The 26,442-nt window shown below is 72.4% G+C and carries 20 protein-coding genes; 7 read left to right on the top strand and 13 right to left on the bottom strand.

Features of this window, described 5'->3' with window-relative positions; all coding sequences use genetic code 11:
• Together ABZ452_RS23885 and ABZ452_RS23890 are read right to left on the bottom strand one after the other, a co-directional pair.
• Nucleotides 1-3,055: GH92 family glycosyl hydrolase (locus tag ABZ452_RS23885; RefSeq protein ID WP_357946819.1), on the bottom strand; the 3,055-nt coding region annotated here is incomplete at its 3' end.
• Between the two features lie 102 nt (nucleotides 3,056-3,157).
• The gene (locus ABZ452_RS23890; RefSeq protein WP_357946822.1) at nucleotides 3,158-4,186 is read right to left on the bottom strand and encodes a LacI family DNA-binding transcriptional regulator; all 1,029 of its coding nucleotides are present in this window, start codon (nucleotides 4,184-4,186) and stop codon (nucleotides 3,158-3,160) included.
• Nucleotides 4,187-4,545: 359 nt separating this feature from the next.
• Here ABZ452_RS23890 and mmsA point away from each other — a divergent pair, with 359 nt between their 5' ends.
• The 3 genes from mmsA (at nucleotide 4,546) to ABZ452_RS23905 (ending at nucleotide 8,552) form a co-directional block, all read left to right on the top strand.
• Nucleotides 4,546-6,093, top strand: a complete 1,548-nt coding sequence (gene mmsA / locus ABZ452_RS23895; protein WP_357946825.1) for a multiple monosaccharide ABC transporter ATP-binding protein — start codon at nucleotides 4,546-4,548, stop codon at nucleotides 6,091-6,093.
• Complete coding sequence (gene mmsB, locus ABZ452_RS23900; protein ID WP_357946827.1) at nucleotides 6,090-7,388, top strand: multiple monosaccharide ABC transporter permease; 1,299 nt, start codon at nucleotides 6,090-6,092, stop codon at nucleotides 7,386-7,388. The genes mmsA and mmsB overlap by 4 nt, the downstream gene beginning before the upstream one ends.
• 78 nt (nucleotides 7,389-7,466) lie before the next feature.
• Nucleotides 7,467-8,552, top strand: a complete 1,086-nt coding sequence (locus ABZ452_RS23905; RefSeq protein WP_357946828.1) for a sugar-binding protein — start codon at nucleotides 7,467-7,469, stop codon at nucleotides 8,550-8,552.
• A gap of 97 nt (nucleotides 8,553-8,649) precedes the next feature.
• Here ABZ452_RS23905 and ABZ452_RS23910 read toward each other — a convergent pair whose 3' ends face one another.
• The gene (locus tag ABZ452_RS23910; protein ID WP_357946830.1) at nucleotides 8,650-14,109 is read right to left on the bottom strand and encodes a carboxyl transferase domain-containing protein; all 5,460 of its coding nucleotides are present in this window, start codon (nucleotides 14,107-14,109) and stop codon (nucleotides 8,650-8,652) included.
• A gap of 276 nt (nucleotides 14,110-14,385) precedes the next feature.
• On the opposite strand from ABZ452_RS23910, the gene ABZ452_RS23915 reads away from it, so the two are divergent.
• Nucleotides 14,386-15,099, top strand: coding sequence for an NAD(P)-binding domain-containing protein (locus ABZ452_RS23915; protein ID WP_357946832.1), 714 nt, complete (start codon nucleotides 14,386-14,388; stop codon nucleotides 15,097-15,099).
• A complete protein-coding gene (locus ABZ452_RS23920) occupies nucleotides 15,096-16,163 on the top strand; it encodes an LLM class flavin-dependent oxidoreductase (RefSeq protein WP_357946834.1) in 1,068 nt (355 codons plus the stop codon). Before ABZ452_RS23915 ends, ABZ452_RS23920 begins: the two co-directional genes overlap by 4 nt.
• A gap of 73 nt (nucleotides 16,164-16,236) precedes the next feature.
• Here ABZ452_RS23920 and ABZ452_RS23925 read toward each other — a convergent pair whose 3' ends face one another.
• Nucleotides 16,237-16,701 carry a MarR family winged helix-turn-helix transcriptional regulator gene (locus tag ABZ452_RS23925; protein WP_357946836.1) on the bottom strand — a complete coding sequence of 155 codons (465 nt, stop codon included), beginning with the start codon at nucleotides 16,699-16,701 and terminating at the stop codon, nucleotides 16,237-16,239.
• Between the two features lie 138 nt (nucleotides 16,702-16,839).
• Here ABZ452_RS23925 and ABZ452_RS23930 point away from each other — a divergent pair, with 138 nt between their 5' ends.
• On the top strand, nucleotides 16,840-17,400 hold the full coding sequence (locus tag ABZ452_RS23930) for an NAD(P)H-dependent oxidoreductase (protein WP_357946837.1): 561 nt from the start codon (nucleotides 16,840-16,842) through the stop codon (nucleotides 17,398-17,400).
• A 91-nt stretch (nucleotides 17,401-17,491) separates the two neighbouring features.
• On the opposite strand, the gene ABZ452_RS23935 is transcribed toward ABZ452_RS23930, so the two are convergent.
• A complete protein-coding gene (locus ABZ452_RS23935) occupies nucleotides 17,492-18,247 on the bottom strand; it encodes a GAF and ANTAR domain-containing protein (protein ID WP_357946839.1) in 756 nt (251 codons plus the stop codon).
• A gap of 221 nt (nucleotides 18,248-18,468) precedes the next feature.
• Here ABZ452_RS23935 and ABZ452_RS23940 point away from each other — a divergent pair, with 221 nt between their 5' ends.
• Nucleotides 18,469-18,831: an STAS domain-containing protein gene (locus ABZ452_RS23940; RefSeq protein ID WP_357946841.1), complete on the top strand. Its 363-nt coding sequence runs from the start codon at nucleotides 18,469-18,471 to the stop codon at nucleotides 18,829-18,831.
• 87 nt (nucleotides 18,832-18,918) lie between these two features.
• Here the strand turns inward: ABZ452_RS23940 and ABZ452_RS23945 are convergent, their stop codons facing one another.
• The 8 genes from ABZ452_RS23945 to ABZ452_RS23980 all read right to left on the bottom strand — a co-directional run bounded on the left by ABZ452_RS23945 (nucleotide 18,919) and on the right by ABZ452_RS23980 (nucleotide 26,305).
• Nucleotides 18,919-20,214 (bottom strand): MalY/PatB family protein, encoded by a 1,296-nt coding sequence (locus tag ABZ452_RS23945; RefSeq protein ID WP_357946844.1) that lies wholly within the window; start codon nucleotides 20,212-20,214, stop codon nucleotides 18,919-18,921.
• A gap of 10 nt (nucleotides 20,215-20,224) precedes the next feature.
• Nucleotides 20,225-21,475 carry an acyl-CoA dehydrogenase family protein gene (locus ABZ452_RS23950; protein ID WP_357946847.1) on the bottom strand — a complete coding sequence of 417 codons (1,251 nt, stop codon included), beginning with the start codon at nucleotides 21,473-21,475 and terminating at the stop codon, nucleotides 20,225-20,227.
• A complete protein-coding gene (locus ABZ452_RS23955) occupies nucleotides 21,475-22,497 on the bottom strand; it encodes a phosphotransferase family protein (protein WP_357946850.1) in 1,023 nt (340 codons plus the stop codon). Before ABZ452_RS23955 ends, ABZ452_RS23950 begins: the two co-directional genes overlap by 1 nt.
• Nucleotides 22,494-22,946, bottom strand: coding sequence for a MaoC family dehydratase (locus ABZ452_RS23960; RefSeq protein ID WP_357946853.1), 453 nt, complete (start codon nucleotides 22,944-22,946; stop codon nucleotides 22,494-22,496). Before ABZ452_RS23960 ends, ABZ452_RS23955 begins: the two co-directional genes overlap by 4 nt.
• Before the next feature lie 15 nt (nucleotides 22,947-22,961).
• Nucleotides 22,962-23,717: a 3-oxoacyl-ACP reductase FabG gene (fabG, locus tag ABZ452_RS23965; protein WP_357946855.1), complete on the bottom strand. Its 756-nt coding sequence runs from the start codon at nucleotides 23,715-23,717 to the stop codon at nucleotides 22,962-22,964.
• Between the two features lie 61 nt (nucleotides 23,718-23,778).
• Nucleotides 23,779-24,762 (bottom strand): NADPH:quinone oxidoreductase family protein, encoded by a 984-nt coding sequence (locus ABZ452_RS23970; protein ID WP_357946858.1) that lies wholly within the window; start codon nucleotides 24,760-24,762, stop codon nucleotides 23,779-23,781.
• A complete protein-coding gene (locus ABZ452_RS23975) occupies nucleotides 24,759-25,541 on the bottom strand; it encodes an SDR family oxidoreductase (protein WP_357946860.1) in 783 nt (260 codons plus the stop codon). Before ABZ452_RS23975 ends, ABZ452_RS23970 begins: the two co-directional genes overlap by 4 nt.
• Nucleotides 25,541-26,305 carry an SDR family oxidoreductase gene (locus tag ABZ452_RS23980; protein WP_357946862.1) on the bottom strand — a complete coding sequence of 255 codons (765 nt, stop codon included), beginning with the start codon at nucleotides 26,303-26,305 and terminating at the stop codon, nucleotides 25,541-25,543. The genes ABZ452_RS23975 and ABZ452_RS23980 overlap by 1 nt, the downstream gene beginning before the upstream one ends.
• Nucleotides 26,306-26,442 lie beyond the last annotated feature (137 nt).

The following is a 26,442-nucleotide window of genomic DNA, read 5'->3' on the forward strand; positions in this document are numbered from 1 at the left end:
CGTCGACGGACATCGGGTGGCTGCTCACGCCCGCCGTGTTGCCCCGGACCTGGGCGACGGTCGTCCACGTCACCCCGTCGGGGGAGACCTGCAGGTCGAAGTCCCGCGTGTTCCAGGCGGGATCCTCGCCACCGGCGGCGGCGTGGTGGACGGTGATCGACTGGAGGTGGTGGGCGGCGCCCAGGTCGATGCGGAGCGACTTCGTGCCGCCGGTCGCGCACCACTTGTCGGAGTTGCCGCCGGAGGTGCTGCCGTTGACGGCCTTCTCGGGCCCCTCCGTGCTCGCGCACTGCGAGTCGGCGGTGGCGGGCCGGTTCAGCGCCAGGTTCGTCGCGCCCGCCGTGCCGTACACCTCGAACTCGCCGATCCGGGCGGCGGTGTTGCCGTTGTTGGTGGGCGTGGTGATGCCGAGCCGGACGTACCGGGCCGTCGTGGCGGGGACGGGGTGGTAGGTGCGGCTCGCGCGGTTTCCTGTCACGGTGGCGCGGGTCGTCCAGGTGCTGCCGTCGGTGCTGGTCTCGACGGTGAAGGCGCCGGTGTTCCAGCCGGTGTTCTCCCCGCCGAGCCCGGCGTGCTTGACGACGACGGCACCGACGGTCCGGTTCGCTCCGAGGTCGACCTGGAGGAACTTCGTGCCGGAGGCGAGCGAGCACCACTTGCTGGCGCTGCCCAGGCGGCCGTCGAACGCCTTCTCCGGCCCCTCGGCGGTGTTGCACGGGGCCGAGCCGGTCGCCGGCTTACCGGCGGCCAGGTTGGCGCCCAGTTCCGGTGCGGCGGCCGGCGGGGTGGCCCCGTCGGTGAACGACGGCGGGACGTCGGCGGGGTTCGTGCCCCACGAGGAGGGCGCGCCTCCCATCGTGTACGACAGGGTGGCGCCGCCCGCGAGGTCGCCGTAGCGCAGCCAGGTGCGCTGGGTGGTTGCCCCGTTGACGGCGAGGCTCTGCACGTACTGGCTGCCCTGGCCGGCGTTGGCGGCGGTGATCTGGACGTCACCGGCCGGCCGGTCGACGAGGACCGACGGGAAGATCGGGCCGTGCAGGGCGAGGGTGTCCGCGCCCGGGGTGGGCGGGTACATGCCGAGGGCGGACCAGACGTACCAGGCGGAGGTGGCGCCGAGATCGTCGTTGCCGGGCAGGCCGCCGGGGCCCGTGGTGAACGACTCGTTCATGATCCGCCGGACCGCGGCGCTGGTGCCGGCCGGGGCCGCGGCGAAGTGGTAGGCCCAGGGGACGCCGTGTTCCGGTTCGTTGCCGATGTAGAAGTACGGCTGCGACTGGCCGCCGTTGGTCTGGGTGAAGTGGTGGTCGAGCCGCTGGACGGCGGTCTGCCGCCCACCCATGACGTCGATCAGGGCGGCGAGGTTGTAGGGGACCATCCAGGTGTACTGCGAGGCGTTGCCCTCGACGAAGTTCGACTGGCTGGCCGGGTCGAGCGGCCACGGCCAGGTGCCGTCGGCGTTGCGCGGGTGGACGTAGCCCGACTCGGGGTTGAACGTGTTGCGCCACCACTGCGCCCGCGCCATGTGCGTGTCGTAGGTGGCGGTGTCGCCCAAAGCCCGGGCGAACTGGGCCACGGCGAAGTCGCTGGCGGAGTATTCCAGTGAGTCCGACGGGTCGCCGTCGATGTAGTGGCGCTGGACGTAGCCGCTCTGCCGGCCGCGGACCGGGCTGCCCTGGGTGGTGCCGCCGGCGGAACTCTTCTTCATGAGGGCCAGCGCCGCCGCGGTGTCGAACCCGCGTACGCCGAACTGGTACATGCTGTCGACGATGATGGGGCCGGGGTCGCCGGTCATGACGAAGGCCTCGTTGTGGTTGTGCGACCACTTCGGCAGCAGGCCGCCCTGCTGGCCGTCGAGCACCATGGACCGGGCGATGTCGGTCGCCTCGGCGGGCGCGAGGAAGGCGATCAGCGCGGCCCAGGACCGGTAGATGTCCCAACCGGAGTAGTTCTGGTAGACCGGGTGGCCGGCGGTGTGGACGGCGTTGTCGAAGCCGCGGTACTGCCCGTCGACGTCGCTGGCCAGGTTGGGGTTGATGAACACGCGGTACAGCGCGGTGTAGAACTTCTGCAGGTCGGCGGCGGCCCCGCCGGTGACCTGCACGCGGTTGAGGATCGCGTTCCACTGGGCGTCGGCGTCGGCGCGGACGGTGTCGAAGGCGAAGCCGGGCTGCTCGGCGGCGAGGTTGGCCTGCGCGCCCGCCGGGCTGACGAAGGAGATGCCTACCTTGACCTGCACGACCGGGTTGCCGGAGGTGTCGAAGGTCAGGTAGCCGCCGGAGTTGGTGCCGCTGGCACTCGTGGAGCCGGCGGTGACGGTGCCGCCGAGCCAGGTGCCGACGCCGCTCGGTGCGCGGTCGAACTCCATCCGGTAGAAGATCTGGTACGTCCTGCTGTTGCCGCAGAAGCCGCCGCCGGTGACGCTGCCGGTCACGGTGGAGCCGCTGATCTGGATGGAGCCGGCGCGGTTGCCGGTGGCGCTGCGACTGGTGTTGATCAGCACCCGCGCGGTGCTCGTCGCGGGATAGGTCAGGCGCAGGGCGGCGCTGCGCCGGGTGGCCGACGCCTCCACCCGGGTGTTGCCGTAGTTGCTGAGCACGGCCCGGTAGAAGCCGGGGCGGGCCTGTTCCTGTGCCTTGTCCTGGGTGGCGCGGTAGGAGGTCCACGAGGTGCCCGGCGAGGCGGCGAGCGCGCCGGTGACGGGCAGGATCCCGAGGTCCTCGTTGTTGGCGCAGCCGGCGCCGTTGAAGTGGGTGAGGCTGAACTCCTCGATCTGGGTGTCGCCGAAGCGGTAGCCGGAGGGTGAGGCCGTGGGGGTGTCCGGGCTCAGTTGCACCATGCCGAAGGGCTGCACGGGGCCGGGCACGGTGCTGCCGCCGGCGCCGCCGCCGACGGGGTTCGGCGCGTTGCTGTCGTCGGTGCCGATGAACGGGTTCACGTACGGCGTGAGGTTGAGCGGCGCCGCGGCGGCGGGCGAGGCGACCGCGACGAGTGCGGACGCTGCGGTGACGGCGGTGGCCACCAGGGTGAGCAGACGGGACGGGCCTGATCGGAGCATGAGGCGATCCTCCTTAGGCGCGGACGACCCTGCGTGACATCGTTGTCATCGACAGGTGTCACCGTCCTGTGTAGAGCCCAGGGAGGTGTGTGTCAATGGGGACTAGACGGAGGGCCGGGCGGGCGACCGCTCGCCCGAGCCGCGGGCCAGCAGCCGGGTCGGGATCACCACCTGGCGAGCCGGGCCGCGATGGCCGTCGATCCGGTCGAGCAGCAGCCCGGCCGCCCGGCGGCCCATGTCCTCCGGGTCGTGCGCCACGACGCTCACGCCCAGGACGTCGCCGACGTCCACCTCGTCGAAGCCCACCAGCGCGGGCGGGGCGGGGTGATTCCGCAGGGCCCGCAGGGCGCCCAGCGTGATCCGGTTGTTCATGGTGAACAGGGCGGTCGGCGGGGCGGCGCGGCCCAGCAGCCCGAGCACGGCCCGTTCGGCGGCGGCGACGTCGTGCGCGTTCTCCACCAGGTAGTCCGCCCAGTTCGTCACGCCGACCGCGCGCATGGCCTCGGCGAAGCCGTCCAGCCGGTCCCGGTGGGTGCTCAGGCGGGCCAGGTCGCCCACCACGCCGATGCGCCGGTGGCCGGCCGCGGTCAGGTGGGCGCCGGCCTGCCGGGCGCCGTGGTGGTTGTCCAGCAGCACGGTGTCCGCCGTGAGCTCGACCGGCGGCCGGTCCACGAACACGAACGGGATGCCGTGGCGGTGTTCGGCCGCGAAATGGGCGTGCTCGGTCGCGGTCGAGGCGATCACCAGGCCGCGGACCCGCCGCTCCAGCAGCGCGTCGGCGAGCCGCCGCTCCCACTCCGGATCCTCGTCGGTGCTCGCGGTGATCAACTGGAGGCCCCGCATGCGCAGGTCGCGCTCCAGGCCCCCGGCCAGCCGGGAGTAGAAGGGGTTCGCGAGGTCGCCGATGAGCAGGCCCACCAGCGTGGAGGTGCTCGCGCCGCGGCGGAGCTCGCGGGCCACCCCGTTCAGCCGGTAGCCGAGCTGGTCGGCGGCGTCGCGCACCCGCGACCGGGTCTCCGGGGCCACCCGGGGCTCGCCCCCGAGGGCCCGGGAGGCGGTCTTCACCGACACGCCGGACAGCGCCGCGACCTGCGCCAGGCTCGGTCGACCTGCTTTCCGGTCAGCGGTCATGGCGGGAATTATGACACCGGCGTGTCCGGGGATCGCCGGCTCGGACCGGCGGTCGGCGGCGCCGCCGCGCGGCGGCCGCCCGGGTCACGAGGGTGGCTCGGGAACAGCGGTATACGATGGCGCGTCAACGATGTCATGGGCGGGTTGCTAGCACCCCTGCCGCGCTTGTCGCCAAGCCGCAGGGGCGTCGTGAAGGTCACTGAGCGTGGCGGTCGATATTACCGACTTGTTACGCAAAAGAGCGACTTGGGCACTTGCGGAAGCGCCCCCGACGAGATTTCCTTGCCCACGACAACGAAAAGTGAGCGAAGGTCATAACCCGCGGAGGCGGCCATGGCGTTGGCAAGGCGGTGGGAGCGATGAGCGATCTGCCCGTCCTCCTGGAGATGCGCTCCATCACCAAGGAGTTCCCAGGCGTCAAGGCCCTGGCCGACGTCAACCTGGTGGTCCGCGCCGGCGAGATCCACGCCATCGTCGGCGAGAACGGCGCCGGCAAGTCGACGCTGATGAAGGTTCTCAGCGGCGTCTACCCGTACGGCAGCTACGACGGCCAGATCATCTACCAGGGCGCCGAGACCCGCTTCTCGGACATCCGGGCGAGCGAGAACGCCGGGATCGTGATCATCCACCAGGAGCTCGCGCTCATCCCGGGCATGTCGATCGCCGAGAACATCTTCCTCGGCAACGAGCCCCGCAAGCGGGGAGCGATCGACTGGAAGTCCGCGAACCGGATGGCGCTGGACCTGATGGCCCGGGTCGGCCTGCGGGAAAACCCGGACACCCTGGTCAAGGACATCGGCGTCGGCAAGCAGCAGCTCGTGGAGATCGCCAAGGCGTTCGCCAAGGACGTCAAGCTGCTCATCCTGGACGAGCCGACGGCCGCGCTCAACGAGGCCGACTCCCAGCACCTGCTGGACCTGCTGCGCGGTTTCCGCTCGCGGGGCATCACCTCGATCATGATCTCGCACAAGCTGAACGAGATCGAGGCGATCGCCGACGAGATCACCGTCCTGCGCGACGGCCGGACGGTCGAGACGCTGGACGTCAAGGCGGACGGCGTCGACGAGGACCGGATCGTGCGGGGCATGGTCGGCCGCGAGCTGCACAGCCGGTTCCCGGACCACACCCCGAAGATCGGTGAGGTCTTCTTCGAGGTCCGGAACTGGAACGTCCGGCACCCGATCTCCGCCGAGCGCCAGGTCTGCAAGAACGAGAGCTTCGTCGTACGCCGCGGCGAGATCGTCGGCTTCGCCGGCCTGATGGGCGCCGGCCGCACCGAGCTGGCGATGAGCGTCTTCGGCCGCTCCTACGGGGTGTACGAGTCGGGCACGATCATCAAGGACGGCAAGGAGATCGTCCTCAAGTCGGTGGCGGACGCGATCGCCCACGGGCTCGCCTACGTCAGCGAGGACCGCAAGGCGATCGGCCTGAACCTGCTCGACGACATCAAGACCTCCACGGTCGCCGCGAAGCTGTCGAAGATCTCGCGCCACGGCGTCCTGGACGAGGTCGCGGAGTACAAGGCGGCCGAGTCCTACCGCCGGGAGCTGCGCACCAAGGCGCCCACGGTCGACGAGGGCGTCTCCAAGCTCTCGGGCGGCAACCAGCAGAAGGTCGTCCTAGCGAAGTGGATGTTCACGGACCCGGACCTCCTGATCCTCGACGAGCCGACCCGCGGCATCGACGTGGGCGCCAAGTACGAGATCTACGGCATCATCCAGCGGCTCGCCGACCAGGGGAAGGGCGTCGTCGTCATCTCCTCGGAGCTCCCGGAGCTGATCGGGCTCTGCGACCGCATCTACACCGTGTTCGAAGGCGCCATCACCGGCGAGATCGCCCGGCAGGACGCGGACCCGGAAACCCTCATGAAGCAGATGACCTCGACGAAGAAGATGCAGACACGATGAGCCGAATCAAGGACCTGCAGAAGAACCTCTTCGGAGGGACCACGTCCAACGCCCGCCAGTTCGGGATGATCTTCACCCTGGTGGCGATCGTCGTCCTGTTCCAGATCCTCACGGACGGCCTGACCCTGCGGTCGGACAACCTGATCGCGTTGTTCAACCAGAACTCCTACATCCTCATCCTGGCCATCGGCATGCTGATGGTGATCGTCGCCGGGCACATCGACCTCTCGGTCGGCTCGATCGCGGCCTTCACCGGCATCCTGGTGGCCAAGTCGATGGCGGAATGGTCGCTGCCCTGGCCCGTGGCCATCCTGTTCGGCCTGGTGATCGGCGCGATCATCGGCGCCTGGCAGGGCTTCTGGGTCGCCTACGTCGGGGTGCCCGCGTTCATCGTCACCCTGGCCGGCATGCTGCTCTTCCGCGGTGGCAACCAGTTCATCGGCAACGCGAACACGATCTCCGTGCCGGAGGGCTTCCGGGTGATCGGCTCCGGCTTCCTGCCCGAGGTCGGCCCGAACACCGGCTACAACAACCTGACGCTCCTGCTCGGCCTCGCCGCGTGCGTGGCGGTGGTGTGGCGGGAGTTCCAGGCCCGCAGGACCCGCCGGGAGATGGACGCCGAGCCCGCCCCGATGTGGATCTCGGTGCTCCGGATGGCCGTCATGGTCGGCGTGATCGTCTTCGCGTCGCTGCGTTTCGCCAGCGGCCGGGTCGGCACGAGCTTCCCGGTCTCCGGCATCATCCTGGTGGCGCTGGTGCTCGCCTACTCCTTCTACACCCGGAACACCGCCGGCGGCCGGCACATCTACGCCGTCGGTGGCAACTCCCGGGCCGCGGAGCTCTCCGGTGTGAAGCTCCAGCGGGTCAACTTCTTCGTCATGATGAACATGGCCGTCCTGGCCTCCCTGGCGGGCATGATCTTCGTGGCCCGTTCGGCGGCCTCCGGCCCGCAGGACGGCAACGGCTGGGAGCTGGACGCGATCGCGGCGGTCTTCATCGGCGGCGCGGCCGTCTCGGGCGGCATCGGCACCATCAGCGGCTCGATCGTCGGCGGTCTGGTCATGGCCGTGCTGAACAACGGCCTGCAGCTGCTCGGCGTCGGCACCGACCGGGTCCAGATCATCAAGGGCCTCGTGCTGCTGCTGGCCGTCGCGCTCGACGTCTACAACAAGAAGCAGGGCAAGTTCTCGATCATCGGGAGCCTCACCCGCTCGTTCCGCCGCGACACGCCCACCCCGCCCACGGCACCACCGGACGCGGACCGGGAGACCGCCCGCACGGCCGTGCCGAGCTGACGTTCCACCCCGCCTCACACCCCGTATCACCTCTCCAGAAGGGCACCACCAGCCATGCGTAGACTGATCGGCAAATCGATGGCCATCGGCGCCATCGCGGCGCTGGCCCTGACCGCCACCGCCTGCGGCAACGGCCGCGACGGCGACACCGGCGGCGCCAAGGGCGGCGACACCAAGGGCTTCGCGGCCGACTCCCTGATCGGCGTCGCCCTGCCGTCGAAGACCTCGGAGAACTGGGTCCTCGCCGGTGACCTGTTCACCAACGGCCTCAAGGAGGCCGGCTTCAAGAGCGACGTGCAGTACGCCGGCGCGTCGACCACCGTCGCCGACCAGCAGGCGCAGATCACCGCCATGGTGACCAAGGGCGCCAAGGTCATCGTGATCGGCGCGACCGACGCCGCGCAGCTCTCCACCCAGGTGGCCGCGGCGCACGCCGCCGGCGCGAAGGTCATCGCGTACGACCGCCTGATCACCAACACCCAGGACCTCGACTACTACGTCGCGTTCGACAACTTCAAGGTCGGCCAGCTCCAGGGCCAGGCCCTGCTGGACGGCATGAAGGCCAAGAAGCCGAACGGCCCGTACAACATCGAGCTGTTCTCCGGCTCGCCGGACGACAACAACGCCGGTGTCTTCTTCAACGGCGCCATGGACGTGCTCAAGCCGGAGATCGACAAGGGCAACGTCGTCGTCGCCTCGAAGCAGACCGACGTCAAGCAGACCGCCATCCAGGGCTGGAAGGCCGAGGGTGCGCAGGCCCGCATGGACCAGCTGCTGACCTCGACCTACGGCAACAAGGAGCTGGACGGCGTCCTCTCCCCGAACGACACCCTGGCCCGCGCGATCATCACCTCGATCAAGGGCGCCGGCAAGAAGATCCCGGTCGTCACCGGTCAGGACTCCGAGGTCGAGTCGGTCAAGTCGATCATGGCTGGCGAGCAGTACATGACGATCAACAAGGACACCCGGAACCTGGTCAAGCAGACCATCGAGATGGTGAAGTCCCTGCAGGCCGGTAACACCCCCGAGGTCAACGACACCAAGTCGTACAACAACGGCGTGAAGGTCGTGGACACCTACCTGCTCCCGCCGGTGGCCGTCACCAAGGCCAACGCGGCCGAGGCGTACGCCAACGACCCGAAGCTGGCCCCGCTCACCAAGTAATCCCTCGCACGGCGGAAGGGCCCCGGAGTTCGCTCCGGGGCCCTTCTTCGTGCGCGTCGCGGCCGGGGCGTCGGCCGCCCCGACCGCGCCGGGCGGATCACCGCAGGTGCGCCTCGATGGCGTCGATGACACGCGGGCGGAGTTCCGCCGCGCGGATGACCGCGTCGACCGAGCCGACCTCGACGGCGCGCTGGATGTGGTGCACCCGGTCGAACTCCGTGGCCACCTCGCCGAGCTTCTCCGCGCGGACCGACGAGCGCAGCTCGTCCAGCTCCGCGGTCAGCGCGGCACGGTCGGCGCCGGAGGCGGCCGCCACGCGGGCCTCCAGGTCCCGCACCCGCGGGTCGGCCGCCGTGCGGGCGTTGACGTCGCCGGAGAAGACCACCGCGGCGGCCGGGGCGCCGCCCAGCACCGAGGCGAACGAGCCCTCCAGCGCCAACACGGTCATGGTGGGGTTCAACGCCTTGGAGAACACCACGAACGCGCCGCCGTGGTAGCGGGAGATCACGCAGAACACGATGGGCCCGCGGAAGTTCACGATGGCCCGGCCGATCTCGGCGCCGTACTCCAGCTGCAGCTTGCGCATCGACTCGGGTGAGCCGTCGAAGCCCGACAGGTTCGCCAGCACCACCAGCGGCCGGTTGCCGCTGGCCGCGTTGATCGCCCGCGCGGCCTTCTTCGACGAGCGCGGGAACAGCGTGCCGGCCGTGTAGGTGTCCGGGCCGTCGGTGGGCGGGAAGCCGCGGCGCGGCACCGCCCGGGACTCGATGCCGAGCAGGCACACCGGGATGCCGCCGAGGTGCACGTCCTGCACCACCGCGGTCTCCGCGTCGGCCATGCCCGCCCAGCGTTCCAGCACCGGGTGGTCCTGGTCGGAGAGCGCCCGCATCACGGTCCGGATGTCGAACGGCTTCTTCCGGTCCGGGTTGGCCGCGGCGGAGAAGATCTCGCCGACGGTGGTGAAGTCGCTGCCCGCGACGGTGTGCGGGAAGTCCGAGATGTCCCGGTCGACCGGGTCGGTCGTGGTGGCCCGTCGCGGGGCCGTCTCGCCCGGCGCCACGTACGTGTGCTCGTAGTGCGCCATCAGCACGTCCCGGGCGGCGGGCAGGTCCGGCGCCCAGTACTGCGCCTGCCCGTTCGGGCCCATCACCCGGTCGTAGCCGCCGATGCCGAAGTTGTCCTCGGCCGACACGCCGCCGGAGAAGTCGAGCGACTGCTTGCCGGTGAGCACCATGGCCGAGTCCGGCGTCATCACCAGGACGCCCCGGGTGTGCATGAGCATCGTCGCCTCGGCGTTCCAGTACGGCTGCGCGCCGACGTTGATGCCCGCCACCACGATGTTGATCTCACCGCCGTCCTGGGTGAACTCGACGATCCGCTTGAGCGCGGCCGCCACCCAGTCCATGTTCTCCGTGCCGGAGGTCATGGAGATCCGGGCGCCGGCGGACAGCGCGTACCACTCCAGCGGCACCCCCATCCGTTCCGCCAGGTCCAGCGCGGCGATCACGCGGCGGCACTCCGGCTCGGACAGCGCGCCGAGCGCCTTCGTGGGGTCGCCGAGCAGCACGACGCGGGTGACGCCCTGCGGGTGCCGCGGGGTCGGCGTGGTGACCACGCCCGCCACGATCGCCGCGGTGTTGCGCCCCCGGGGCCGGTCGACCGGCACCAGCGCGTGCTTCTCGTCGAGGTCGTGCTCGACGAAGTCACCGAGCAGGCCGGTCAGCTCGTACGGGTACACCGTGTTGCGGCTGCTCGCGCGCAGCACCTTCAGCCGGTAGTCGTCCAGCGGCTCGACCGGTTCGACCGGCGGCTCGCCGACGCTCAGCTCGGCGCCGCCGGTGGCGTTGAACGAGATCCGTACGGCGATCTTGGTCAGCTCGCCGGTCCTCCGGTCGCGCTGCCGCGCGATGAACAGGATCTCCTCCAGCCCGGCGCCCGCGGTCGTCGGGCGGACCCGCCCGGCGATCATCTCCATCTCCTCGCGGGTCAGCTCGCTCGGCGGCCAGACGTAGATCACGATGCGGTTGGTCTGGAAGCGCGTCTTCGCCGGTCGCCGCGACTGCGCCCGCCGGATCGAGTCGAGGCAGGCGGCGACGGTGTCCTCGGTCGTCGGCAGGGCGACCAGCCGCCCGTCGTGCTCGCGCAGCGCGGTCAGGTCGCGCACCTGCGCGAACGCCACGAGGCGCTGGTCCGACGGGTTCTCCCGCGCCACGCACTGGAAGAGGTAGACCTCCTCGTCCGACGACGGCAGGCGGGTCAGGTCGAACTCGCGCAGCCGCTCCAGCTGCATCCGCTGCGCGATGTACGGGTGCAGGCCGCGGATCAGCCGCTCCTCGGCCATCCCGCTGCCCGACGGGCGGAAGGTGAAGTGGTGGTGCATCACCGCGCCGGCACGGCCCGCCACGGTGGTGGTGACCCGGCGGACCTGCGGCGGCAGCGGGTGCGCCTCGATGACCTCGTGCAGCGCGGCGGCCATCCCGTCGAAGTCCTCGGGCTGGTCCTCCCAGGCGAGGTAGATGTCGGCGTCGATGGGGTCCGCGCCACCCGCCAGCTCGGCGAGCCCGCGCAGGGCGCCGCCGAGCGCGTCGAAGCGCACCGCGGCGGAGACCACGCTCGAGTCCGCGCGCTCGGCGACCACGAACGTGCAGCCCGCGACCTCGCGGGTGCCGACGGCGGTGAGCCCCTTGTTCCCGTAGTACCGCCGGGTCAGCACCTCCAGCATCACCGCGTTGTCGAGGTGGTCGCGCACGAGCCGCTGGCCGAGCAGCCGCACCAGCGGCTCGGTGCTGCGCACCATCTCGGCGACGCGGTCGCCGCGGTCCGGGGCGTCCGGGTGCGCGTCCAGGTGGCGCAGGTGCCGGCGGACCTCGGCGTAGACGCGGGCGCGGTTGCGGCGCAGCAGCGGCTGGGCGAACCAGGCGAACACCACGCCACGGGCGAGGTCGGCGACCACCGGGAAGCGGACCTGCGTCGCGGCCACCAGCCGCTCCAGCGCGAGGCCGGCGGGCTCGCGCAGCGTGTCGTCCGGCGGCGGCTCCCGCAGCCAGGACCGCAGCAGCGCCGCGACGACCGTGGCGTCGGCGGACGCCCGCTGCTGGGCGAGGAAGATCCGGAACACGGCGGCCTCGAGCGCGGGGGAGCGCTCCAGGTCGGTGACCCCGTAGTGGCCGAGCGCCTTGGCGAGCTTGGCCTGGAACGCGTTCGGCAGCCCGGCCCGCTCGATGTCGAGGCTCTGCAGGTAGGTGTGGAAGTACTCGCGGGCGCTGGGGACGTGGCCGTCGCCGTCCTCGCCGGTCGGCCGGTTGCGGCTCAGCTCGGCGAGGTCGGCGAACACGTTGACGAGTTCGAGTTCCTCGGCCAGCGGCCGGTGGCCCTCCTCGGTCGCCGTCCGGCGGGCGGCGAGGTAGTCGTCGAGCACCCGGCGGTCGTCGTGCGGGTCGACGTCGAAGCCGAGCAGGAGGCCGCGCAGGTCCTCCTGGCCGCGCGCGGCTCTCGTGCGCGCCGGGACCGCACCGGGCTCGGCGGGCAGGTCCAGCTCGACGGTGGCCGCGGCCGGGGCATCGGTGGCCTCGGCGTCGGAGTCGGCGACCGGCTCCAGCCGCAGCAGCGGCGCGCCGGCCTCCACCTGGCTGCCCACGGAGACGGCGCACTCCTTCAGACGCGCCTTGAACGGCGCCCGCAGCACCGTCTCCATCTTCATGGCCTCCAGCACCAGCACCGGCGCGCCCGCCTCGACCTCGGCGCCGACCGCCAGCGGGGTGGCCACGACCAGCGCGGGCATGGGGGAGCGGAGCACCCCGCCCTCGTCCCGGCTGACCCGGTGCGTGACGCCGTCCACCTCGACCAGGTGGATCGGGCCGTGGGTGTCGGTGAGCAGGCGGTACCGGGCGCCGTTGACGACGATCTGCCCCGTGTGCCGGTCGAAGCGGTCCAGCTCGACGTCGGCCGTGCGGACGCCGCCGGCCGTCTCGATGCCGACCCGGAACCGGTGCGCGCCCACGCGCGCCACGCGCATCCGGTAGCCGACGCCGCGGAGCTTGAGGTCCAGCGGTCGCCCGCTCTTGTGCTGCACCTGCGGCCGGCCGCCGGCCGCCGTCGACAGCAGCCGCTGCCGCTCGACGCGCTCCTCCTCCTCGTACGCCTCGATGGCGGCGGCCGCCAGCGCGACGGCGGAGTGCCGGTGCGCGACGAGGCGGCCCTCGCCGCGGACGCGGTCGATCCAGCCGGTGTCGGCGCTGGCGTCGACGACCTCGGGCTGGTCGAGCAGATCGAGCACGAAGCTCTTGTTCGTCGCGCCGCCCTCGATGATCACCGTGGTGTTCGCCAGGGCCCGGCGCAGCCGGCCGAGCGCCTCGTCGCGGTCCCGGCCGTAGGCGATGATCTTCGCGATCATCGAGTCGAAGTCGGCGGGGATGGTGTCGCCCTCGCTGACGCCGGTGTCCACCCGGATGCCCGGCCCGGCCGGCAGGTCCAGGCGGGCGATGCGACCGGGGGAGGGCGCGAAGTCGCGGTCGGGGTCCTCGGCGTTCAGCCGGGCCTCGATGGCGTGGCCCCGCTCCGCGGGCGGCTCGCCGTCGAGGCGCCCGCCCGCTGCCACGTGCAGCTGAGCCTTGACCAGGTCGAACCCGGTGGTGGACTCGGTGATCGGGTGCTCCACCTGCAGGCGGGTGTTGACCTCGAGGAACGCGAAGAGCCGGTCGCCGGGGTGGTAGAGGAACTCGACGGTCGCCGCGCCGCGGTAGCCGACCGCCACGGCCAGCCGCTCGGCCGACGCCTTGAGCTCCGCGGCCTGCTCCGGGCTGAGCACCGGCGACGCCGACTCCTCGATGACCTTCTGGTTGCGTCGCTGCACCGAGCAGTCCCGGACGCCCAGCGCCCACGCGGTGCCCTGGCCGTCGGCGATCACCTGGACCTCGACGTGCCGGGCGCCGGTGACCAGGCGCTCCAGGAACACCACGCCGCTGCCGAACGCCCGCGCCGCCTCCTGGCTGGTGCGCTCGTACGCGTCGTCCAGCTCGGCCTCGTTCGTGATCACGCGGATGCCGCGCCCGCCGCCGCCGGCGGTGGCCTTCAGCATCAGCGGGTAGCCGATCTCGGCCGCCGCGGCGCGGGCGGCGTCCAGGGTCTCGACGGCGCCGCGGCTCCACGGCGCGACCGGCACGCCGACCTCCTCGGCGATCAGCTTCGCGCCGATCTTGTCACCGAGCTGGCGCATGGCCTCCGGGCTCGGCCCCACGAAGGCGACCCCGATCTTGTCGCACAGCTCGGCGAACGCCGGGTCCTCGGCCACGAAGCCCCAGCCGACCCAGGCGGCGTCCGCCCGGGTCTCCACGAGCGCGCGCTCCAGCACGGCCAGGTTCAGGTACGGGCGCGCGGACGCGGGACCGAGGTCGTAGGCGACGTCCGCCTCCCGCACGAACGTGGCGTCGCGGTCGACGTCGGTGTGCAGGGCGACGGTCTCGATCCGGGTCCCGGTCTCCGCGGCCAGCTCCCGGACGGCGTGGATGAGCCGCATCGCGGCCTCTCCACGGTTGACGATGGCGATACGGCTGAACACCCGACCGACCCCTCCGTTGGACCCACGATGTACGCGCCGCGAGGCGACGGCCCCCGGCAGTGATCACCTTTCCCGCTGCCGGCGGCCCGCGCCATGTCGTAACCGCCGAAGCCTGAGCGGCGCCAGTTGTAGGAACCGAACAAAACTTTTTGGCGGTCAGCGGGCGCCGCGGCACCGAGGTCGCGCGCCGACGGGACGGCCCGTGTGATCGAGACTTCCTTGACCGGTCAAGCATGCGAGATATGCTTGACCGGTCAAGGAAATGAGGTGGCAGGTATGCGGGACGACGATCTCGCCGCGGGCGTCGCTCCGGCCCCGACGGCGGCCCTGTCGTCCCGGTCGCGGGTCGCCGTGCTCGGCGCCGGGCACACCGGACCGGTGATCGCCCGGGTGGCGATGGCCGCCGGGTGTCCGGTGACGATCGCGGCTTCCGGCGACCCCGCGAACATCGCCCTGATCACCGGCGTGCTGGCTCCCGGCGCCGAGGCGCGCTGGGCGGCCGACGCCGTCGCCGACGCCGGGATCGTGGTCCTGGCGATACCGCTGCACCGGTTCCCGGACCTCGATCCCGCCCTGCTCGCCGGCAAGCTCGTCGTCGACACGATGAACTACTGGCCGCCCGTCGACGGTGTCCAGGAGATGTTCGACGACCCCCGGCACGGCAGCAGCGAGATCGTCCAGCGGCGGCTCGCCCGGTCGACGGTCGTGAAGACGCTGAACCACATCGGCTACCACGAGCTCGAGGACGACCGGCGCCCGGCGGGAGCGCCGGATCGCCGCGCGCTCGGCGTCGCCGGGGACGACCCGGCCGCCGTGCGGGCCGTGGCGGACCTCATCGAGGGCATCGGCTACGACGCCGTCCCGCTGGACAGCCTGCCCGCCGGCCGCCTGCTCCAGCCCGGTGGCCCGGTCTTCGGCGTGCCGCTGGGCCGGACCGGGTTCACGCGGGCGCTCGCCCACTCCCATCACACAGACAGGGGCTCATCGTGACCACAGCACCGTCGGACCCGGTACGCCCGGCCGCCTTTCCGCTCGTGCTCGGCCTGGACACCTTCGGCGACGTCACCCACGACGCCGACGACCGGCCCCTCTCGCACGCCCGCACGATCCGCGACATCGTCGAGCAGGGTGTCCTCGCGGACCAGGTCGGCGTGGACTTCTTCGGGATCGGTGAGCACCACACCGACGACTTCCCGCTCTCCGCCGCCGACGTGGTGCTGGGCGCGATCGCCGCCCGTACCACCCGGATCCGCCTCGGCTCGGCCGTCACGGTGCTCAGCTCCGACGACCCGGTACGGGTCTTCCAGCGCTACTCCACCCTCGACGCGGTCTCCGGCGGCCGGGCCGAGGTGATCCTCGGCCGGGGGTCCAGCATCGACTCGTTCCCGCTGTTCGGCTACGACCTGGCCGACTACGAGCAGCTCTTCGAGGAGAAGGCGCAACTCTTCGCCGAGCTGCGCAAGGGTGGACCGGTGACCTGGAAGGGCGCCATGCGGGCACCGCTGCACGAGCAGGACGTCGTGCCGCACACCGAGTCGGGACCCTTCCCGGCCTGGATCGGCGTGGGCGGCAACCCGCAGTCGGTGATCCGGGCCGCGCGGTACGACTACGGCCTGATGCTCGCGATCATCGGCGGATCGCCGGCCCGCTTCGCGCCCTTCTCCCGGCTGTTCCACCAGGCGCTCACGCAGCTCGGCAAGGATCCGCTGCCGATCGGCGTGCACTCGCCCGGGCATGTCGCGGCCACCGACGAGCAGGCCCGTGAGGAGTTCTTCCCCCGCTACCAGCAGGTGCTCGGCCGGGTGGCCCGGACCCGCGGCTTCGCCGTACCCACCCGGGAGTCCTTCCTGCGCGAGGTGGGGCCGCACGGCGCGCTGTACGTCGGGTCGCCCGAGACCGTCGCCCGGAAGATCGCCGCGAACCTCACGGTGCTCGGCGCGAACCGCTTCGAGATGAAGTACGGCATGGGCGGGCTCTCGCACGGGTCCCTGATGACCGCCATCGAGCTCTACGGCACGCGGGTCGTCCCGCGCGTCCGGGAGCTGCTGAGCTGACCGGGTCCCGGTCCGGCCGCCCGCGCCGCGCGGACGGCCGGGCGGGTCCGGGCCGCCGCGACCGCGGGAGGGCTCAGTCGGCCGTTCCGACGCGCTGGAACGCGCGGGCCAACTGGACGAGGTCGATGCCCTCGAAGTGGTCGAGGAACCGCCGCCGCACGCTGGCCAGGTGACTCGGCCAGGACTCCTGGAGCCGGGCGAGGCCGGCGTCGGTGAGGACGGCGTTCCACCCGCGGGCGTCCTCGGAGCACTTGACCCGCTCGGCCAGGCCCTGCGTCTCCAGCCGGCCGATGGTGCGGGTCATCCCGCTCAGGGAGAGCTGGCACGCGGCGGCGAGTTCGCTCATCCGCATCCGCCGGTCGGGCGCCTCGGAGAGGTGCATGAGCGCCGTGTACTCGGTGAGGGGCAGCTGGCGGTCGCCCACCATGTCGGCGTCGATCGCGCGGGGCAGCACGTGCATGATCCGGCCCAGCGACCGGACCAGCGCTTCCTCCTCGGCGTCGAGGGGGCGCGGGGATTTCGGTGCGGCGGCGGACATGCCCCCATCCTACTTGCTTGACCGAGCAACGACATGTCGGAACCGTGACGACCGCCACCGGTCCACAGATTGCTTGACGAAGCAACGAAAGACTAGCGTCTACTTGACCAGTCAAGGACTTTGGAAGGGCACCACGACATGACCAGGATCGGAATCATCCTCGGCAGCACCCGCCCGGGTCGCAACGGCGAGGCTGTCGCCCGCTGGGTGGTCGACGTCGCCAAGCAGCGCGGCGACGCGGAGTACGAGCTCGTCGACCTGCTGGATCACCAGCTGCCGCACCTGGACGAGGCGTACCCGCCGGCCATGGGCCAGTACACCCAGCCGCACACGTTGCGCTGGGCGAGCACCATCGCGTCGTTCGACGGGTTCGTGATGGTCACCCCGGAGTACAACCACTCCACGTCGGGCGCCCTGAAGAACGCCATCGACTTCCTCTACGCCGAGTGGAACAACAAGGCCGTCGGGTTCGTCAGCTACGGCTCCGCGGGCGGTGCCCGGGCCGTGGAGCACCTGCGGCTGATCGCCGGCGAGCTGCAGATGGCCGACGTGCGGTCCCAGGTGGCGCTGTCGCTCTTCACCGACTTCGAGAACTTCAGCGTCTTCAAGCCCAGCCAGTTCCAGCACGACGCGCTCAACACCACGCTCGACCAGGTCGTGGCCTGGAGCACCGCGCTCGCGCCGCTGCGCAACCGCTGAACACCGTCCCGCGACGGCCGCGGCACGGTCCGCGGCCGTCGCGGTGCCCGTCGGGCGCCGACCGGGCCGCGCCGTCACCCCCGCGCCATCCTCACGACTGCTGGCGCGGTGGCACGAACCCGGGAGCCGGCTGCGGGGACGCGCCGCTGACCTGGGTGATGATCTCGGTGGCCACGTCACGCAGCTTGCGGTTGCGGTGCTGCGACGCCTGGCGGAGCAGGGTGAAGGCCTCCGCCGCGGTGCACCGCTGCTGGCCCATGACCACCCCGAGGGCCTGGTCGATGACGCTGCGGGAGGCCATCGCGTCGGTGAGTTGCCGATGCAGGAGCGTCTGGTCGGCCTGGCGGAGGATGACGCCCAGCGCCGCGGACCCCTGATCCGTGAAGGCCAGGGCCTGCCGCCGGGCCGTGTCCGTGAAGGCGCGCGGCCGGGTGGCGTAGAGGTTCAACGCGCCGACGGTCTCGCCGTCGACCGCCATGGGCAGCGACAGCGAGCTGACGATGCCGAGCCGGAGCGCGTGTTCCCGGTAGCCGCACCACCGGTCATCGTCCCGCAGGTCGAACACCTCCACGACCTGGCCCTGGCGCAAGGCCTCGAGACAGGGCCCCTCGTCGGCCCCGTACTGGATCTCGTCGCCCTGCGCGGCGAGGTCGCCGCTGCTGGCGACCGTGAACGCGCCGTCGTCCCGGCGCACCGTCAACCCGCAGGCCACGGCCGGGGCGACGACCTCCGTCGCGACCCGGACCATCTGGTCCAGGAACACGTCGACGTGGGGCGAATCGGCGAGCAGCGTCAACAGCCGGCCGTAGGCCGAGGCCAGATGCCGGTCAGCAGTATCGGACGGCACCGCTACCTCCTGAACTCCATGTGCCGGCTCCCTGAGGGAGCAGCGACCACTGCCTTTCTTCGTTGGGGAGCGCATGTTTCCCCGATCGGCAGGGTGCCAATCGGGCGGGACCCGGCTAGGGTCGAGGTGGGTTCGGACATGAGCCCAGGACCAGTGCCGGCCGCCGACGAGCGAGCCCGGCTGTCAACCCGGTCCGGCCACCCTCGATCGAGGAGCAGCTCATGTCCGTCCATCACGCACAGCACCCGGCGGCGCCGGCGATCACCCGCCCGCCGATCCTGTCCCTCACGTGGGCCCGGGAGGGCCCGGCGGTCGTGGTGCAGGTCGGCGGCCCGGTCGACATGGCGACCGTCGACCCGCTCGTCCGCCTCGTCGACCGGCTGCTGTCCGGCCACGCGCCCCCGGTGCTGGTGCTCGACCTGAGCGGGGTGAGCTTCTTCTGCGCCGCCGGCGTCAACGCACTGCTGACGGCCCGCGGGCGAGCCGGCTCGGCGGGCTGCACCCTGGTGCTGCGCAGGCCCTCCCGGATCACCGTCGCGGTCCTCGACATCGTCGGCCTCACGGATGAGTTCACCACCGAGTGACCCTGCCCTTCCCTCCACGTCTGCCGCGGACGGGGGCGGTCACCTGGGACGCCTACCGGCCGGCAGGCCGCAGATACCCGAGGCGGGTCAACCCGAAACGGCGGCGCACCCGTGAGCCGGGCCACGGGCCGTGGCTCCCGCCGCCGCGCCGGGAGGCGGGGGTTCGAGCGCGTCGACGGCCCGGCCCATCCGGGTGACGGCCTCGGTGAGGATCGCCGGGGACGTGGCGAAGTTGAGGCGTACGAAGCCGGCCCCGCCGGTGCCGAAGACGTGCCCCGAGCTGAGGGCCACCCGAGCCCGGTCGAGGAACATCCTCGCGGGCCCCGCGACGTCGCTGGCCACCCCGGGCTCGCCGGACGGTTGCCCGGTGTCGATGCCCAGCGCCGTGCAGTCGAGCCAGGCCAGGTAGGTGCCCTCGGGGTGGTGGTAGGCCACGGTCGGCAGGTGCTTCGCCAGCAGGGACTCCAGCAGGGTGCGGTTGGCGTCGAGGCCGTCGAGGAGGAGGTCGAGCCACGGCCCGCCGGCACGGAACGCGGCGGTGTGCGCGAGGACGCCCAGGTGGCTGGGGCCGTGGCCGACCTCTTCCGGCATGCGGCGCAGGTCGGCGGCGGCCCGTGGCCCGGCGACCGCGACCGCCGCCTTGAGGCCGGCGAGGTTCCACGCCTTGGAGGCGGAGGTCAGGGCGAACGCGTCCTCGGCGCCGGCCACCGTGAGGTACGGGGTGAAGTGCGCCCCGGGGAGCGCCAGCGGGGCGTGGATCTCGTCGGAGATCACCCGTACGCCGTGGCGGCCGGCCAGGTCGGCCACGGCGTCGAGCTCGTCCCGGCGGTGGACCACGCCGGTCGGGTTGTGCGGGTTGCACAGCAGGAACGCGGGCCGGTGCCCGAGGGCCCGGGCCCGGCGGAACGCCTCGTCCAGGGCGGCGGGGTCCATCCGCAGGTCCGGTCCGAGCGGGGCTTCGATCACCTGCCGGCCGGCGTGGCTGACGAAGGCGTAGAAGGGCGGGTAGACGGGGGAGCAGACCACCACGGCGTCGCCGGGACCGGTCACCAGCCGGAGCACCTCGACGATGCCCATCATCACGTCGGGGACGACGGTGGTGTGCTCGACGCGGAAGTCGTGCCAGCCCCAGCGGTCCGCGGCGAACTCGCCGAGCGCCTCGGCGTACGCCGTCCCGTGGGGGTAGCCGGTGTCACCGAGGTCGATCACGCGGCGCAGCGCGTCGGCCACCGGGGGAGCGAGGGGCACGTCCTGCTCGGCGACCCAGAGGGGCAGCACGTCCGGCGGATGCATCCGCCACTTCACGCTGCTGCGCTGCCGAAGGTCGTCGAGGGTGAGCACGGTGAGCGGGTTCCGGGCGGCGGAGGGGGCGGGGCCTGCCATGACCACCACCCTAGGCCGTCGGGCGCCCGGTGTCGTTCCGCTGCCGCGCGGCGGCCTGGCGCCGCAGCTCGTGCCGGGCCAGGGCGTTGCGGTGCACCTCGTCCGGCCCGTCGGCGAACCGCAGGGTGCGGATGCCGGCGTACGCGGCCGCCAGCGGGAAGTCCTGGGACAGGCCGGCGGCGCCGTGCACCTGGATGGCCTTGTCGAGAATCCACTGCACGGTCGCCGGGGTGGCGATCTTGATGGCCTGGATCTCGGTGTGCGCGCCCTTGTTGCCGACCGTGTCCATCAGCCAGGCCGTCTTGAGCACCAGCAGGCGCAGCTGCTCGATCCGCACCCGCGACTCGGCGATCCACTCCCGGACCACGCCCTGCTCGGCCAGCGGCCGGCCGAACGCGACCCGCTGCTCGGCGCGGGCGCACATCAGCTCGACGGCCCGCTCGGCGAGGCCGATCGAGCGCATGCAGTGGTGGATGCGGCCGGGACCGAGCCGGGCCTGGGCGATCGCGAAGCCGTCGCCCTCGGCGCCGATGAGATTCTCCGCCGGCACGCGTACGTCGTGGAACGCCAGCTCGGCGTGCCCGCCGTGGTCGTGGTCGTCGTACCCGAACACCTCCATGCCGCGGGTGATCTCCAGGCCCGGGGTCTCCCGCGGGACGAGCACCATGGACTGCTGGCGGTGCCGCTCGGCGTGCGGATCGGTCTTGCCCATGACGATGAAGATCCGGGCGTTCGGGTTCATCGCGCCGGTGATCCACCACTTCCGGCCGTTGATCACGTAGTGGTCGCCGTCCCGCTCGATCCGGGTGGCGATGTTCGTAGCGTCCGACGAGGCCACGTCGGGCTCGGTCATGGCGAACGACGACCGGATCGCACCGTCGAGCAGCGGTTCGAGCCACTGCCTGCGCTGCTCGCCGGTGCCGAACATCGCCAGCACCTCCATGTTGCCGGTGTCCGGAGCGGCGCAGTTCAGCACGGCGGGCGCCAGGGGGCTCCGCCCGGTGATCTCCGCGAGCGGGGCGTACTGGAGGTTGGTCAGGCCGGCGCCGTGCTCGCCCGGCAGGAACAGGTTCCACAGGCCGCGCTTCCGCGCGGCGGTGCGCAGCTCCGCGAGCACGGGCGCCGAGTCCCAGGCCCAGCGGTCGGCGAGCTGAGCGAGCTGCTCGTGGAAGACCGGTTCGGCCGGGTGGATGTGGTGGTCCATGAAGTCCAGGAGGTTGTCGCGCAGCCCCTCGGTCCGCGGGTCCAGGGAGAAGTCCATCAGTGCTCCTTCAGGTAGGTCAGGCCGGCGTCGAGGAGGAGTTCGGTGACCTCGCCGAGCTGCGCGAAGCCGGCGCCGACGGTCTGGCCACGCAGGTGGCGGAAGTGGATGCCCTCGAGGATCGCGGCCAGCTTGAAGGCCGCCAGGCCGAGGTGGAAGCCGAGGGGCGGGAGGGCGCGCCCGCTCGCCGTCGCGTACCGGTCGAGGATCTCGTCCTCGGCCAGGAAGCCGGGCGCGGAGGACGCCTCGGCCACCGCCGTCCCGACGAGCCGACCGAGACGCTGGTAGAGCACCAGCAGCGCCAGGTCGGTGAGCGGATCGCCGAGCGTGGCCATCTCCCAGTCGATCACCGCGGCGAGGCGGTCGCGGTCGTCCACGAGCACGTTGTCGAGGCGGTAGTCGCCGTGCACGATGCCCGGCGCCGACTCGGCCGGCACGCCGGACGCCAGGCGGGCGTACAGCTCGTCGGCGGCCGGCAGGTCCCGGCAGTGCGACGCGTCGAGCTGCGTGCGCCACCGCCGCACCTGCCGGGCCAGGAATCCCGCCGGCCGGCCGAAGTCGGCCAACCCCACGGCCGCCGGGTCGACCGCGTGCAGGGCGGCCAGGGTGTCGACCAGCCGGGTCGAGACGACCCGGGTGCGTTCGGGCCCGAGCGGCTCCAGCTCGGCGGCGTGACGGTACGCCGTGCCGGCGACCCGCTCCATGACGTAGAACGGCGCGCCCAGCACGTCGGCGTCCGCGCAGAGCGCGTACGTCGCCGGCACCGGCACGTCGGTGGCGCGCAGCGCCGACATGACCCGGTACTCCCGCGTCATGTCGTGCGCGGTCGACAGCACGTGCCCCAGCGGGGGCCGCCGCACGATCCACGCCGTCCGCCCGTCACCGACCTCGTAGGTGAGGTTGGACTTCCCGCCGGTGAGCAACCGGGCGGTCGACAGTCCCGCCGCCCCGGGCACCTCGGCCGCGAACCAGGCGCCCAGCCGGGCCAGGTCGAGGCCCGGCGGGTCCGCCGGTGCGGTCACGGGACCAGGACGCTGACGGTCTCGACGACGCAGGCCGGCTTCGCGGCGCCGGCCACCTCGACGGTCACCTTCGCGGTCAGCTGGTAGCCACCGCCGCCGGGCACCAGCGACAGCAGCTCCACGCCGGCCCGCACCTCCGAGTCGACGGGGACCGGAGCGGGGAAGCGGAGCTTGTTGGCGCCGTAGTTCACGCCCATGCTCACCCCGTCGACCCGGTAGACCTGCCAGACGAGCATCGGCACCAGCGACAGCGTCAGGTAGCCGTGCGCGATGGTGCCGCGGAACGGGCTGCGGGCCGCCCGCGCCGGGTCGACGTGGATCCACTGGTGGTCACCGGTGGCGTCGGCGAAGGCGTCGATCTGCCGCTGCGTGATCCGGTGCCAGCCGGAGTGCCCGAGGTGGGTGCCGACCGCCCGCTCCAGCTCCTCGATGCCCTGGAAGACCTTCATCGTCTCTCCCTCCACTCAGGCCTTCGGCCCACCGGCCACGTACAGCACCTGGCCCGACACGAAGCCGGCGGCCTCGCTCACGAAGAACGACACGGCGTGCGCGATGTCCTCCGGAGTGCCGGTGCGGGCGACCGGGATCTGCGCCGCGGCGGCCCTCGTGAACTCCTCGAACGGCACGCCGAGCCGGGCTGCGGTGGCGGCGGTCATCTCGGTCTCGATGAACCCGGGGGCGATCGCGTTCGCCGTCATCCCGAACTTTCCGAGTTCGAGGGCGAGGGTCTTGGTGAAGCCCTGCAACCCCGCCTTCGCGGCCGCGTAGTTGGCCTGACCCCGGTTGCCCAGCGCGGAGGTGCTGGACAGGTTGACGATCCGCCCCCAACCCGCGCCGGTCATGTGGCCCTGCACGGCCCGGGTCATCAGGAACGAGCCCCGCAGGTGCACGTTCACCACCGCGTCCCAGTCGTCGGCGGTCATCTTGAACAGCAGGTTGTCCCGGGTGATGCCGGCGTTGTTGACCAGGACCGTGGGCTCGCCCAGCTCCCCGGCGATGCGGTCCACGGCCGCCCGTACCGCCTGCTCGTCGGCGACGTCGGCGCCGACGGCCAGGGCCCGGCCGCCGGCGGCCCGGATCTCGTCCGCGACCGGCTCGCCGGCCGCCCCGTCCAGGTCGACGACGGCGACCGCGAAGCCGTCGCGGGCCAGCCGTTTCGCGACTGCGGCCCCGATGCCGCGGGCCGCTCCGGTGACGACGGCGGTGCGGGTGATGGTCATGGCAGGTCAACTCCTCGATGGGTACGGACGGGGCAGGTCGGCGCCGTGCGGCGGGGGACGGTCACGGGACGTACACCACCCGACCGACGGTGGAGCCGTCGGCGAGCCGCTGCACCCCGGCGGCCACCTCGGCGAGCGGGAGGCGCTCGCTGACCAGGGGCCGTAGGGCGCCCTGGGCGGCCAGCGCGGTCAGGGCGCGATGGCACTCGGCGACGGCGGCCGGGTCGTGGCGCTGGTAGAGACCCCAGTGCAGGCCGACGATCGAGTAGTTCTTCACCAGGGCGTGGTTGAGCGCGGCGGACTGGATCCGGCCACCGGCGAAGCCGACCACGAGGATCCGGCCCTCGAAGGCGACACACTTCGTCGAACGCTGGTAGGTGTCCCCGCCGACCGGGTCGTAGACGACGTCGGCGCCCCGGCCGCCGGTCTCGGCCTTCACGACCTCGACGAAGTCCTCGGCGCGCCGGTCCACCACCACGTCCGCGCCGAGGGCGCGGGCCACCGCCACCTTCTCCGGGCCGCCCACGACGCCGATGACCCGGGCGCCGGCCGCCTTGCCGAGCTGCACCGCCGCGCTGCCGACCCCGCCGGCGGCGGCGTGCACCAGCAGCGTCTCGCCGGCGCGTAGGCCGGCCCGCCGGTGCAGGCCGAACCAGCCGGTCTGGTAGCCGATGTAGAGGGCGGCCGCCTCGGCGTCGTCGAGCGCCGCGGGCGCGGGGAACGTGCTCGCCGCGTCCAGCAGCGCGAACTCGGCGAACCCGCCGTGCGGCAGCGTCGCGCCGCCGAGCACCCGGTCGCCGACGGCGAACCCGTCCACCCCCGCGCCGAGGGCGATGACCTCGCCGCACAGCTCCACCCCGGGGGTGAACGGCAGGTCCGGCTTCACCTGGTATTCGCCTCGGCACATGAGCACGTCGGGGAAGTTGGCCGGGCTGGCCAGCACCCGGACCACGAGCTGCCCGGGGCCCGGGGTCGGGTCCGTCACGTCGACGAGCCGCAGCACGTCGACCGGCTCGCCGAGCGCGGTCACGCGCCATGCCCTCATCGGAGACCTCCCTGGTCCTCGAGCTGCCGCTGGAGCGTGTTCATACCGTGCAGCCAGCGGTCGGTGTCGGTGGCCCGGTGCCGGTAGTAGTCGGCCACCCGGGGATGCGGCAGGACCAGGAACCGGTCGTCGTGCAGGGCCTGCCACGCCGCCTCGGCCACGTCCTCGGGGGTGAGCGCGCCGTCGCGGCTGATCAGATCCCGCAGGGGACCGGTGTTGTCGAGCATCCGGGTCCGCACACCCTGGGGACAGATGGCCTGCACCACGATCCCGCGGTGCCGGTAGGTGGCGGCCAGCCACTCGGCGAACGCGACGCAGGCGTGCTTGCTGACCGCGTACGCCGGGTTCCCGAGGGTCGTGAGCAGGCCGGCCGCGGACGCGGTCACCACGAAGCGGCCGGCGCCGCGCTCGACCCAGCCGGGGATCAGCAGTCGCGCGGCGCGGACGTGCGCCATGACGTTCACCTCGTGGCTCGCCGCCCACTCGGCCTCGGGGGCGTCGAGCCCGCGCCCGCGGTCGATCCCGGCGTTGCCGAACCAGGCGTCGATGTCGCCCAGGTGGCCCCGGGCGGTCTCGACGAGCGCGGCGACGCCCTGCTCGCCGGCGGCGTCACCGGGAGCGGCGAAGCCGCCGATCGCCTCGGCCACCCGCTCGGCCGCCTCGGCGTCGAGGTCGTTGACCACGACCCGCGCGCCCTCGGCGGCGAGCCGGGTGGCCAGCGCGCGGCCGATGCCGTGCCCGGCGCCGGTGACGATGACGCCCCTGTCCCGCACCGGCATCAGACACCCCCGGTGAGGGTGAGGCCGCCGTCGACGACGAGCAGCTGGCCGGTGATCCAGGCGGCGTCCGCGGAGAGCAGGAACGCGACGGCGCCGCCGACGTCGGTGGGGACGCCGAGCCGCCGGAGCGGGTACGCGGCCGCGACCTGCTCCTCACGGCCCTCGTAGAGCGCGGTGGCGAATTTCGTCTTCACCACGGCCGGGGCGACCGCGTTCACCCGGATGTCCGGGCCCAGCTCCACGGCGAGCTGCTGGGTGAGGTGGGTGAGCATCGCCTTGCTGGCACCGTAGAAGCCGATGCCGGACGCCGGCCGGACGCCGGCCACCGAGGAGATGTTGACGACCGCGCCCCCGTGCTCGCCCATCCAGGCCCGGTGGACCTGCTGCACCCAGGACAGCGCGGCGAGGCAGTTCACCTCGAAGACCTTGCGGGCGGCGGCCAGGTCCAGCTCGACAAGCGGCCCGTACGCCGGGTTGATGCCGGTGTTGTTGACCAGGAAGTCGGCGCCGCCGAAGGCGTCGACCGCCCGGGCCACCACCTCGGCCTGGTGGTCGGGATCGTCGGCGTGGCCGGCGACGCCGAGCGCGCGTCCGGCGCCCAGCCGGGCGACCGCCTCGTCCAACGCCGCCTGTCTGCGGCCCGTGACCACCACCCGGGCGCCCTCGGCGACCAGCCGTTCGGCGACGGCCAGGCCGATGCCGCGGCTGGCGCCGGTGACGATCGCCGTCCGGCCGGCGAATCTGTTCGACGGGGCCTCCGACACGGCCACCTCCTCCGAAACTTACTAAGCGCTTGCTTAGAATGTGTCTGAGGGAGTGTGCGACAGCCCGGCGGGCGTCGTCAACAGGTCCGCCCCGGCCGATTTGTGGTATCAATGCCGGCCGAGGCTCAGGAGGGAAG

The sequence above is a fragment of the Micromonospora sp. NPDC005707 genome (assembly GCF_040631005.1).
GTDB lineage: Bacteria > Actinomycetota > Actinomycetes > Mycobacteriales > Micromonosporaceae > Micromonospora.

Coding starts and splice junctions, on each gene's coding strand:
- ABZ452_RS23930 (WP_357946837.1), top strand. CDS start 16,840: ATGACCAGGATCGGAATCATCCTCGGCAGCACCCGCCCGGGTCGCAAC.
- ABZ452_RS23975 (WP_357946860.1), bottom strand. CDS start 25,541: ATGCCGGTGCGGGACAGGGGCGTCATCGTCACCGGCGCCGGGCACGGC.
- ABZ452_RS23905 (WP_357946828.1), top strand. CDS start 7,467: ATGGCCATCGGCGCCATCGCGGCGCTGGCCCTGACCGCCACCGCCTGC.
- ABZ452_RS23970 (WP_357946858.1), bottom strand. CDS start 24,762: ATGAGGGCATGGCGCGTGACCGCGCTCGGCGAGCCGGTCGACGTGCTG.
- mmsA (WP_357946825.1), top strand. CDS start 4,546: ATGAGCGATCTGCCCGTCCTCCTGGAGATGCGCTCCATCACCAAGGAG.
- ABZ452_RS23945 (WP_357946844.1), bottom strand. CDS start 20,214: ATGGCAGGCCCCGCCCCCTCCGCCGCCCGGAACCCGCTCACCGTGCTC.
- ABZ452_RS23890 (WP_357946822.1), bottom strand. CDS start 4,186: ATGACCGCTGACCGGAAAGCAGGTCGACCGAGCCTGGCGCAGGTCGCG.
- ABZ452_RS23960 (WP_357946853.1), bottom strand. CDS start 22,946: ATGAAGGTCTTCCAGGGCATCGAGGAGCTGGAGCGGGCGGTCGGCACC.
- ABZ452_RS23940 (WP_357946841.1), top strand. CDS start 18,469: ATGTCCGTCCATCACGCACAGCACCCGGCGGCGCCGGCGATCACCCGC.
- mmsB (WP_357946827.1), top strand. CDS start 6,090: ATGAGCCGAATCAAGGACCTGCAGAAGAACCTCTTCGGAGGGACCACG.
- ABZ452_RS23915 (WP_357946832.1), top strand. CDS start 14,386: ATGCGGGACGACGATCTCGCCGCGGGCGTCGCTCCGGCCCCGACGGCG.
- ABZ452_RS23950 (WP_357946847.1), bottom strand. CDS start 21,475: ATGGACTTCTCCCTGGACCCGCGGACCGAGGGGCTGCGCGACAACCTC.
- fabG (WP_357946855.1), bottom strand. CDS start 23,717: ATGACCATCACCCGCACCGCCGTCGTCACCGGAGCGGCCCGCGGCATC.
- ABZ452_RS23925 (WP_357946836.1), bottom strand. CDS start 16,701: ATGTCCGCCGCCGCACCGAAATCCCCGCGCCCCCTCGACGCCGAGGAG.